11 protein-coding genes are annotated in these 11961 nt (G+C 29.3%); 10 read left to right on the forward strand and 1 reads right to left on the reverse strand.

Annotated elements, in window-relative coordinates:
* Positions 1-105: 105 nt before the first annotated feature.
* The 9 genes from L21TH_RS06905 (at position 106) to L21TH_RS06945 (ending at position 9566) form a co-directional block, all read left to right on the forward strand.
* A complete protein-coding gene (locus L21TH_RS06905; protein WP_034429589.1) occupies positions 106-1569 on the forward strand; it encodes a hypothetical protein in 1464 nt (487 codons plus the stop codon).
* An 83-nt stretch (positions 1570-1652) separates the two neighbouring features.
* Positions 1653-2651 (forward strand): acyl-CoA dehydratase activase-related protein, encoded by a 999-nt coding sequence (locus L21TH_RS06910; protein ID WP_006312600.1) that lies wholly within the window; start codon positions 1653-1655, stop codon positions 2649-2651.
* The gene (locus L21TH_RS06915; protein ID WP_006312601.1) at positions 2623-3732 is read left to right on the forward strand and encodes an acyl-CoA dehydratase activase-related protein; all 1110 of its coding nucleotides are present in this window, start codon (positions 2623-2625) and stop codon (positions 3730-3732) included. Before L21TH_RS06910 ends, L21TH_RS06915 begins: the two co-directional genes overlap by 29 nt.
* Positions 3707-4690, forward strand: coding sequence for an acyl-CoA dehydratase activase (locus L21TH_RS06920; protein WP_006312602.1), 984 nt, complete (start codon positions 3707-3709; stop codon positions 4688-4690). Before L21TH_RS06915 ends, L21TH_RS06920 begins: the two co-directional genes overlap by 26 nt.
* A 127-nt stretch (positions 4691-4817) precedes the next feature.
* Positions 4818-5279: a nucleoside recognition domain-containing protein gene (locus tag L21TH_RS06925; RefSeq protein ID WP_052002669.1), complete on the forward strand. Its 462-nt coding sequence runs from the start codon at positions 4818-4820 to the stop codon at positions 5277-5279.
* Between the two features lie 180 nt (positions 5280-5459).
* Entirely contained in the window at positions 5460-7037 is a 1578-nt protein-coding gene (locus tag L21TH_RS06930) for a sodium:neurotransmitter symporter family protein (protein ID WP_006312604.1), read from the forward strand.
* 236 nt (positions 7038-7273) lie between these two features.
* Positions 7274-7969, forward strand: coding sequence for a hypothetical protein (locus L21TH_RS06935; protein ID WP_006312607.1), 696 nt, complete (start codon positions 7274-7276; stop codon positions 7967-7969).
* Between the two features lie 23 nt (positions 7970-7992).
* Entirely contained in the window at positions 7993-8454 is a 462-nt protein-coding gene (locus L21TH_RS06940; protein ID WP_006312608.1) for a nucleoside recognition domain-containing protein, read from the forward strand.
* A 68-nt stretch (positions 8455-8522) separates the two neighbouring features.
* Complete coding sequence (locus tag L21TH_RS06945) at positions 8523-9566, forward strand: HD-GYP domain-containing protein (RefSeq protein WP_006312609.1); 1044 nt, start codon at positions 8523-8525, stop codon at positions 9564-9566.
* 35 nt (positions 9567-9601) lie between these two features.
* Here the strand turns inward: L21TH_RS06945 and L21TH_RS06950 are convergent, their stop codons facing one another.
* Positions 9602-10543 (reverse strand): hypothetical protein, encoded by a 942-nt coding sequence (locus L21TH_RS06950; RefSeq protein WP_006312610.1) that lies wholly within the window; start codon positions 10541-10543, stop codon positions 9602-9604.
* A gap of 83 nt (positions 10544-10626) precedes the next feature.
* On the opposite strand from L21TH_RS06950, the gene L21TH_RS06955 reads away from it, so the two are divergent.
* A partial coding sequence (locus L21TH_RS06955; RefSeq protein ID WP_162138487.1) for a hypothetical protein occupies positions 10627-11961 on the forward strand: 1335 nt, incomplete at its 3' end.

Consider the following 11961-nt stretch of genomic DNA (forward strand, 5'->3'; position numbering starts at 1 on the left):
GGGGGGAGACACTAAAACAAATATATATTATTTAAATTTCAATATTTGAGTGTCAATTTTACTCTAAACTTTTGACACTACGAGATAAAAATGAGGGGAGATAATATGGAAAAACAAATAAAGGAAATACAATCAAAAACTAAAAAAATGACAGATGAAGAATTGCGTCAAGAAATTGTAAAATTAAATCAGAAACAAATAGAGGATATAGGTCAAATTACATTTTACGAAATATTCTATAAGTCTTTAGAATTAGAGAATGTATTTGAGGAGAATAAAAAAGTAATTGAAGAACTTGAAAAAGATGGTTTAGAAATATTAAATTTATATGAAAAAATACAAGAAAAAATAAAAAACATAGATATAATTGTTAATTTAAATGACATTGAAGATGAATTGAAAATAGATTGCTTTAAGTCTTTAAGAAAAGAAGCAATAGATTTAATAGAAGGATTATCGTGTTATTTAACAGAATTATCCTATTCAAATGAATTAGCACATATTTTAGTTATGAAAGATAAATACAGAAGTGATAATAAATATAAATATTTAAACATAAACTTAGAGGAGTTTTATAGAAATATCTATAATTTCTTAGTTGAAGATATTAATACGTTATATCCAAAAGCTTCAAGGATAATAAATGTGGTACCTTTTAGAATCTCTAAAAATAAGTTTTATGATTTAGTAAAGCAAACCTTAACTAGAGAATTAAAACAGTTTAGTAAGAAGAAAGCTAATCTAATAATAGATAGGTATAAATCTATTTTTAATGGAGCATTAGACTTAAAATATGGACAAAAATTTTCTGAGTTATTTACACAAGCACAGAAAGCTAAAAACTTTGATTTTAAAAATTCGTCAATTGAAGAAATTGAAAACATTTATGAGTTAACTACTAATTATATTTTTAAAATACATAACTTAATAAACCTTATAACAGAATGTGGATTAATAATAAATCGATTAATAATTATTAGTAAAATGCTTGAACATTATAATACTTTTAAAATAGAAGAGGTTAAAAAGTTTATACAAATATGGAAAGGATACATAATAAATAAAGACGTAAAAAATAAAAACAATATTCAAGATATTTGTGAAGAAAATATAGATACAATAAAAAAACGTATGAATGAAAGTAATATTAATTTTCAAGCGATTACTAATGAATATCACAGACGAAATAAGAGGGTTGATAAAGAACTAAATAACTTATTAATAAAAACTCAAAATGTATTAGCACTATATAATGATACTTATCTCGAAAAAGAAGAAATGTTAATAGTTAACGATATAGAAAAAGTTGATTTAGACTATTTAGAACAGGCTATAGATAACTTTATTCAGTTTATTAATAGAAACATAAAAGATATGGGTAATATGCAAAGAAAAGTAAGGATGAAAAAGCTACTTGCTGCGTTAAACAAGCCGTTTATAGGCCCTGAAGAGTTTTTTCAATATATTAAAAATAGTATGGAACTAAATACAAAAAGAGAAGATATAATTTATTCAATAGAGCAAGTAAGTAGTATCATACAAGAATATAAAAAAAATAAATTAACCTAAAAGGCCCCTAAACAAAGGGTCTTTTTTTAGTTATATTATATGAATTAATTGTTCATAATATAAAGTAGGATTGGAGGGATTATATGTCTTATAGAGTTGGTGTTCCACAGGGACTTCTTTTTTATGACTACTATCCTTTGTGGAAAGAATTTTTAAATAACCTTGGAGCAGAGGTTGTTTTGTCATCTAAGACTAATAAAAAAATATTAGATTCAGGTGTATCAGCATGTGTAGATGAAGCATGTTTGCCTGTTAAAGTTTTTCATGGTCATGTAAAGGATTTAAAAGATAAAGTTGATTATTTGTTTATACCAAGACTAGTCAGTGTAAAGAAAAAAGAGTTTATATGCCCTAAGTTTTTAGGACTACCAGAAATGGTTAAAAACTCTATAGAAGATTTACCTCCTATTATTGATGTAGAAATAAATTTGAGGAACTCTAAATTGAATCTTGCTAAAGCAGTTATAAATGCAGGTAAGTATTTTACTTCAAATATGTTTAAGGTTTACTCAGCTTATAATGATGCATTAAACCATTACAAAAGATATCAAAATTTAATAAGTAAAGGTGTTATACCTATTGAGGCTATTACAATGTATAATAGTTTTTTTAACACTAATAACAAGGTTACTAAATCTGAAGCTACCATTATGGTTATAGGACATCCTTATAATATTTATGATGAACATATAAGTATGAATTTAATAAACAAATTAAAAAGTAAAAATGTAAAAATTATAACACCAGAAATGGTAGATGTTAAAAAAGCAAACTATTACTCTTCAAAACTTCCTAAAAGAATGTTTTGGAGCTTTGGAAGAAAAATAGTTGGTTCTGCATTTGCTGTTATGGAAGAAAAAAAGGTAAATGGAATGATATATGTATCTTCATTTGGATGCGGTTTAGATTCCATCTTGATAGATTTAGTACAGAGGAAAGCTGAGCAAAGAAAAATACCATTTACCCTTTTAACAATAGATGAGCATACTGGTGAAGCTGGAATAAATACAAGGTTAGAAGCTTTCTTAGACATGATTAAATGGAGGTTGAAAAATGAAGATTACTTTTCCACACATGGGTAATGTATATGTAGCTGCTAAAGCACTACTTGAAGATTTAGGTAATGAGGTGATAGTACCTCCTAAATGTAGTAAAAAAACTTTAGAATTAGGTACTAAATACTCACCTGAAACTATCTGTCTACCATTCAAGATAAACATTGGAAATTACATTGAGAGTATAGAAAAAGGTGCAGATACTATATTAATAACTGGTAGCTGTGGTCCCTGTAGATTTGGTTATTATTCAGTAATAGAAAAAGAAATACTGCATGATTTAGGATATGATGTTGAAATAATAGTATTTGACCCGCCTGATGGTAAACCTATGGAGTTAGTAAAAAGAATAATGAAGGCTACAAATACAAAAAATGTGGCTAAAATCTTAAGAAGTTTGGTTAGAGGTAAGAAGGTTCTAGAGAAAGTAGATGAGCTAACTGATATAGCAAATAAAAAGAGACCTAGAGCTATCAATGGTTATGAAGTAGATATGATTATTGATGAATTCCATAGAGAAGTTAGAAAAGTATATGGAGTAGAACAAATTATAGATAAAATAAAATATGCAAGGGAAAAGTTAGAAAATGTTGAAATTGAAAAGAATAAAGAAGTATATAAAGTAGGTATAGTTGGAGAAATATATACAATCATAGAGCCTTTTGTTAATTTAGAGATTGAAAGAAAATTAGGTCATCTAGGGGTAGAAGTTGATAAATCTCTTACTCCTACAAAGTGGGTAAAACATCATTTGTTTTCAGGGCCAATAGGCTCAAAGGAAGAAAATAAAAAGATAGAAGCTGCTAAACCATATCTTAAAGCTATGGTAGGTGGCCACGGAAGAGAGACAGTAGGGAGTGCTGTTATTTATGCAGAAGAAGGGTATGATGGCATCATTCAACTATTACCTTTAACCTGTATGCCTGAAATAGTAGCTGAAAGTATATTACCAGCTATACAGAGGGATTATGGGGTACCAATAATGACACTTATTGTGGATGAAATGACCGGCGAGGCTGGTTATTTAACTAGGTTAGAAGCTTTTGTAGACTTACTAAAAAAGAGAAAGGAGGATAAAAATATTGAAAAGTTATTATTTGGGAATTGATGTAGGCTCAGTAAGCACTAATGTAGTTTTGTTGGATGAAGATAATAAGGTAGTATCAAAAAAATATTTAAGAACCCAGGGGAAACCTATAAGAGTTTTACAGAAAGGTTTAAGGGAACTTAGACAGGAAAATGATGAATTTAGAATAAAAGGGGTAGGTACTACAGGGAGTGGTAGATATCTGGCAAGTATTATAGTAGGAGCCGACATTGTAAAAAATGAGATAACATCACATGCGATAGCTGCATTGAACTATGTACCTGATGTAAGAACAATTTTAGAAATAGGAGGGCAAGATTCTAAGATAATTATTTTAAAAGATGGCATTGTTACTGATTTTGCAATGAATACAGTATGTGCTGCGGGGACAGGTTCATTTTTAGATAGGCAAGCAGCTCGATTGGGATTAGATATACAGGAATTTGGAAGATTAGCATTAAAGTCAAAAAATCCAGTGAGGATAGCAGGTAGGTGTGCGGTTTTTGCTGAATCCGATATGATTCATAAGCAACAGCTAGGGCACAATCAAGAGGACATTATAAACGGACTTTGCGACGCTCTAGTTAGGAATTATTTAAATAATGTGGGTAAAGGTAAAGAAATAACTGGACCTATTGTGTTCCAAGGAGGAGTTGCAGCTAATGTAGGAATAAAAAGGGCCTTTGAAAATGCACTTAATACAGAAGTATATGTTCCTGAAAATCATGATGTGATGGGAGCAATTGGTTCTGCTATAATGGCTAAAGAGAAGGTTAAGAAAACAGGGAAAACTAATTTCAAAGGTATGGATATCTCTGATATTAATTACAAAGTAAAAGGATTTGAGTGTAGCGATTGTGCAAATATGTGTGAAGTGGTAGAAATATATGCTGATAAAAAAATAGTAGCTAGATATGGTGATAAATGTGGTAAATGGACTAACAAATTAAAAAATAATAATGATGAGCAGTTGGCATAGAAAGTAGTCTAAAAGGCTACTTTGTTTCTTTTTTGTAACAAAACTTTATTTTATCGTTATATTTAGATAAAATTATATATATGAAAAAAGCTATGTTATAATGATGTGATAAAAAAGGGATGAAAATATGAAGAAAGAAACAATAGATAATGTGAACAATAGTCTAATAAATAAGTGCATAAACTCACTATCGAATGGTTTAAAGAGTGGTATAAAGACTACATGGATGTTAACTAAGATTATTATACCAGTATATATATTTGTTACAATTTTAAAACAAACTCCAGCAATCGAATGGATATCGTATTTGTTTTCTCCTATTATGAACTTAGTAGGATTACCTGGTGAAGCAGCAATAATAATTGTTTTAGGAAACGTTGTAAACTTATATGCTGCAATAGGAGCTGTAGCGTCAATTACACTATCTGTAAAAGAGATAACAATAATTGCAGTTATGCTATCATTTTCACATAGTCTTTTCGTAGAAACGGCTGTAGCTAAAAATACTGGAGTAAATGTATTAATAGTATTGATTTTAAGATTATCCTTAGCATTTATCTCAGGAATAATATTAAATATTGTCCTATAATACATACACATACCCCCTAAGTGTATTTGTTAACTTTTTTTAATAATTGGTTTTGTTTTAGAAAATATCGGTATTTGAGCACTGGGAAAACATTACCATGCAAAAAAACGTTGAAAAAAGTCGAAGGATGTCGTATAATAAAGATAATTCAGAAAATTTTAAACACGGAGGGGGACGACTATGGAAAATCAAAGAGAGAGTTGGGGCTCTAAGATTGGTCTGATTCTAGCGATGGCAGGTAATGCGATAGGATTGGGTAACTTTTGGAGATTCCCGTATCAGGCTGCCAGCAATGGTGGTGGAGCATTTATAATTCCTTATTTTATTGCACTTATTATGATAGGTATTCCTATTATGTTAGTTGAATGGAATCTTGGACGTTATGGTGGTAAGTATGGCCATGGGACAATAGGACCTATGGTGTACTTACAAGCTAGAGAAGGTGTTAATCCGAGAAAAGCAGCTATTATAGGGGCTGTAGCAGGAGCCTTCGCTTTTGCAGTAACACTACTAGTTACATCTTATTATAGCCAAATTATTGGATGGACTTTAGGTTATGGTTATTTGTCAATTACTGGAGGATATATGGACGCTGCTCAGTCTACAGGTGAAGTTTTCGTAAACTTTATACAAAGTCCAAAAGTGTTTATATTCTGGGTATTAGCCCTTGTAGGAATAGCATTAGCAGTTATGCGTGGAATTCAAGAAGGTATTGAGTCTTGGGCTAAGCTAATGATGCCAGTACTATACGTATTTGGTATTGCATTAGCGATAAGAGCATTAACTTTAGGAAGTCCAGTTAATCCAGACTGGTCATCATTTAAAGGATTAAATTACATTTGGAATCCAGACTTTAGCAAACTAAATTGGAAATCTGCAATAGCAGCAGCAGGTCAGGTATTCTTCACTTTATCAATTGGTATGGGTATTATAGCTAATTATGCTTCTTATCTAAAACCAGATGATGATGTAGTAGTTTCAGCATTAACTACTGTTTCACTTAATGAGTTTGCTGAAGTAATCTTAGGAGGTACTGCGGTTATTCCTATTGCATACGCTTTCCTAGGACCTGAAGGATTAGGTCAAGGTGTAGGACTTTCATTTATCGCATTGCCAAACGTTTTCCGAGCAATGCCGGCAGGACAATTATTTGGTGGACTATGGTTCTTACTATTATTCTTTGCTGGATTTACTTCAGCTATAGCATTGTTTAACTACTTAACAGCTTTAGTTGAAGAAGACTTAGGAATTCCAAGAAAGAAAGCATCATGGATTATATTCTTTGGATATATAGTAGTTGGAATGCCAATTGCCCTTGAGCCAATGTTAACAAAAACAGCAGATTTAGTATATCTAACTGAAGTAGATAACTGGGTAGGTATATATCTATTATTAGTTCTTGGATTTGTTGAAGTAGTAGTAGCAGGATGGCTAATGGGAGATAGAGCATTAGAAGAATTAAATAGAGGTGGATACTGGAAAGTACCAACGTGGTTCTATAAAATATTCATGAAGGGAATAACTCCAATAGCAGCTGCTATATTACTAATATTCTCTACAAAGGACTATATTGAAGCAGGTTACTTTAAATTAGTACCTTCATTTGTTGCAGATAAACCAGAATTAGTACCGTGGGTTCAAGGTGCTAGAGTAGTTATATTTGCAGTTTTAATAGTAGGTTTTATACAAGCTTATAAATCAATTAAAGATAAATACAGTGAAGAACTTGAACAAGATAAAGTATTAGTACGTCGATAAGTCCGTAAGGAGGGATAATTAAATGACAGGAATTGCAATGGGCTTTATGATAACTGTTTGGTCTATGATATTTATAGCTATAGGTGTTACTTTAAATGCTTTATTAAAAGGAGAAGCTAAGAAAAACAATGCTTAATAAAAAAATCCCCATCTGTGGATGGGGATTTTTTAGTAAAATACATATTGATGAGGTATAATATAACTATAATATTCTTTTAAAAAAAGAGGTGTATATTATGAATACGACAGAATTAATTAGCATTTTAGAAGAAATAACAAGTAAAGTACAGAAAACTAAGTTATTAACACAAAAGAAAAAAGATAGTTATTTTAAAGAATTACAATCCTTAAAAGAAGAATATAAGACAATTGAAATAACTGAAGAATTAAATAAAGTATACAAGTCTTTGGTTAAAAAAGGCAAAGAATTACAAAAAGAATTTAAAGCAAAAGCTAATCCAAAGGAATTAAATGGGAAAATAGCTTATTATATTAAATATTTAAAAGCTGCAAAAGGAGATTTTACTGGAATAACAAATTATATTAATAAATACTTTAGAATTTATTTATTTACATCAATTTTATTTTTAGCATTATCACCTCAATATTTTGGTTTCATTTTACCTGCTATTTTCTTTGTACCTATCTTTTTAGGTATAAGAGGATTAAAAAACAGGTCACAAACAGGATTTTTGTTAAGTTTAGCAGTTATACCAGTAGCTTTAATGACATCATTTGTTTGGATTAGATACGGTATTTATGCTATTTCTAATTATCAAAAAGCAGTAGCAGATACTATAAGTAGTTCAGGGGTGTCACCTATTTTAGCAAAAATGTTAGTTATTGTACCACCAATATTATCAGTTATACTGACTGTATTAGCTATAGTTCAAGCTTACAGAGCTTATAAAACTAAGGATTTATTTGTTTAATGGTCATAGAGGAGGATTGCAACTTGGATTACGTTATAGATATCATAAAAGAAGGTTTGTTTGGTAGTTTAAGGTCTATATTCACCATAGCAAAGATAGTAATACCTCTTATGATAATAATGGAGTTACTTAAAGATTTTAAAATTTTAGATAAAATATCAAATTTACTGCAACCTCTTTCAAAGCTTTTAGGAATATCCAAAAAATCAACTTTTCCTCTTATAATAGGTTTATTTTTAGGACTAGCTTATGGAGCAGGAGTTATAATAAAGAGTGCAAAAGAAGGAGAGCTATCAAAAAAAGATTTATATCTTTTAATGATTTTTTTAATAGCTTGTCACTCGGTTATAGAAGATACACTTCTTTTTGTTGCTATGGGTGCTAATGGATGGTTATTATTAGGTATAAGAGTTCCAGTTGCCATATTATTAACTATTTTAGTAGGTAAACATTTTGATAAGATTTTTGCTGTAAAAAATGGTTAATAACAAAGGAGTTAGGAGATAAGTGTCGAAGTTATATATAAGAATATAAGAATTGGGTAGGTGATAACTTGGCGCTTATTCATATAGATAATGTAGAACCTGGAATGGTTTTAAAAAAAGATGTAGAGAATATTCAAAGTGGCATTATTCTGTTAAAAAGTGGTACAGTTTTGAATAAGAAAAATATCATACATATAAAGAATAACGGAATTGAATATATTGATATATTAGAAAAAGTTAGTCATAAAAAGGATTATGTACTAATACAAGATGAAAAATTTTGTAAAGCACATAAAAAATTAGTACATAAAACTAAAGATATATTAAATAATGTGCGACTAGGAAAGAAAATTATAATTACTGAAATTAGCGATACAGTAGACAATATAGTAGAAGAACTTATAAAAAATAACAATATACTAGGAAGACTAAGAAGGTTAAAGGAAAATGATGATTATACATTTAGTCATTCACTAAATGTAAGTATGTTAGCTACTATGGTGGGGAAATGGCTTAATTACAGTAAAGTTGAGTTAAAGCAATTAGCTCTTGCAGGATTATTTCATGACATAGGTAAAATGAAAATACCACAAGATATTATAAATAAGCCAGGTAAATTAACTGAAAAGGAATTTGAAATTATAAAAAAGCATACTATATATGGATATAATATATTAAATAATACAATAGGGATAAGTAAGAATATTGCTTTGGGTGCTTTACAACACCATGAACGTGAAGATGGAAGTGGATATCCGTTAAGAGTGAAGTCAGAAAAAATACATGAATTTGCTAAAATTATAGCTGTATGTGATATATTTGATGCAATGACTTCTGATAGAGTATACAAGGAAAAGGAATCTCCTTTTACAGTGGCTGAGCTTATAAACAATAATAGCTTTGGTGTTTTAGACCCAAGGATATCATTTTTATTTTTAAATAATATTTCTAAGTTTTATGTAGGTAATATAGTTAAGTTAAGCACCTATGAAATAGGTGAGATAGTATATGTTCATAGAGAGCTACCTACTAGACCTGTTGTTAAGGTAGACGAAAAATATGTAGATTTACTTAAAGAAAAAAATATACATATAATAGATGTTATAGATTAAGAAGATAAGCGGCCCTTTAATAGGCCGCTTTTAAACTATTCTGTATCTAATTCAGATTCAGTACTACAGCAATGGCCTTTATCTTCATCAATTTGTTCTGGGAATAAAGTTGGGAATGCTGTACATATAGGAGCAGTTTCAGCTTGAAGTACTGGGAAACCAGTAGAAAGTACACATAACTGAACAGGAACAATTATTTTCTTTTCACAAGTTATGCATAGTGCAACTATTAAGTTAACTTTTACAGTGCCAGTAATTGGATCTACGTCGATGTCTCTCATAATACTATTAGTTGCTAATCTTGGTTCACAGATTAAATTACAAAATTCTGCGAATCGTGGTAAAAATGCTGTATCAAATACAGATGGAATACAAAGTTCGAAGAAGTTTGTTAAACTAAGTGGATGTTTTGGTGGTGCGATTTGTATATCCCCTACTAAAGTAGCTTTACATCTTTTATCACAATTATCTGTGAATATAACATCTATTTCTACTGTTACATTACCTGAAATTTTAACTACTTGAGAACCAAACACCGGCGTTCCTTTACCTTTTTCATCACATGCTTGAGTGTCAGTGTAAATAATTTTTTCACTAAACATGCCATCAGGACCTACAACTTCTACAGGGTCACTACAAGCGTCTTTTACAAAACTAGCACCAGAAATTGTTGACTTTGGAGTTACTGTTAAGTTAGCTGGGTCATCAATATTTTCAGGATTAAAAAATTTTTTACATCTTATGTCTGTTACTTTGATAATTCTTGCTCCAGGACCTAATGCAGGTTTAAATGGTGCTTCAGTTATAGTTCTTAATGCTTGAAGGTTAAACAAAGCTGCATCATATACCTTTTGTGTATATATCGATTCAGCTCTAACATTTCTTAATGTCCCATCAAATTCACAACCTGTTTCACCAGTACAGCATTTTTCAGTTATAGATAAGTTTAGTAAATCTGATTTATTTTCACATTTCATTTATTTTTCCTCCTTTATAGCTATATTTGGAATATCCTTTCCTACTTTCAGTATATTCTAAACAACAATTTGTGCTACTATATTTGTACAAATATGTAATATATTATAGAAGAAATAAATATAAATATTATGTAGGAATTGAAAAATGGGATGGTGATATTATGGCGTTTTCAAGCCAAACAAGTTGTTTAATAACAGATAGTAAATCTAATCTGTATAATTTTGTTTGGGATTACAAAGGAGTAGTATTTATTTTTTTCGATAGAATTCTTGATTCTGTTGAAAAAAGAGTTATTATAGAAGATAGTTCATTAGAATTTGATGCAACAATAGACGAGAAAGATAGAATTTATTTAGCATGTAAAGATAATAATAATTCATTAATTTTACTAACACTGGTTAATGGTTTATGGGATACAGTAACATTAAAAGAAAATGAAGATTTATTTAATTTAAATGTTGTTTGGTGTAATGATGAATTACATTTGTTTTATTGTATACCTTTAGAAGAAGACAGAAGTAGCTATAAAGTAATACATAGTATTTATAATGGAGATATAGCTTCTAATGAAATAGTTACTATATCTAAACGAGATATATTAAATCCATTTCGGATAATAAAGTTAAACAACAAATTAGTATTTGCATATTGTAATTTAGTTAATAATAAAGAACAAGTGTTTATAAAATCTTATGATGTATTAAAAAATGAGTGGAGTGACAATATACAACTTACATCAAATGCTACTAATAAGTTATATCTAGATATTATTAAGCTAGTAGATAGTGATTTGCATTTAGTTTATAGTGAATATCATAATGGTAATCTAGTAATAAAGTATGAAAAATTTGATAAAGTTGATACAAAATATGAAAAAGAATTAGAAAGGGTAGTTTCTAATCCTGCAAATTGTTCTTATCCAACATTTATTGAATATGACAACAAATTGTGGATAGCTTGGATTGAACATGATAACTTAATGAGCTGTTATTCTATTGATAAAGGAGAAAATTGGTCAAATCCATTCTTATGGAAGGAATCAAAAAAAGTAGACTTATTGAGATATAAATTTAATACTAATGAAAAGAATATTAAAAGTGATTATAAATTAAATTATTCATTTGGAAAAGCGTATCCTGAGTTATCTCTTATGGGATTTGGCCCTTTAAATAATGTTGATGAAGTGCCTTTAAAAAAAATAGAAAATATACAGGAAAAAAAAACGGACAAATCAAATATTTCTTCTAGCCCAAGAAGGACAAAGGAAATATATGAGAAAGAAATAAGAAAAAGGGACAAAAGTGAATTAAATAAAGAGATAAAAGATTTAACTCGTAGAGTTATAAAATTAGAACAAGCATTAGCTGAAATTAAAGACGAAATAAATCAGTCTAATAAAGTAGATAATGCAGAAGAA

The organism is Caldisalinibacter kiritimatiensis, from assembly GCF_000387765.1.
In the GTDB taxonomy this organism is placed as follows: Bacteria; Bacillota; Clostridia; order Tissierellales; family Caldisalinibacteraceae; genus Caldisalinibacter; species Caldisalinibacter kiritimatiensis.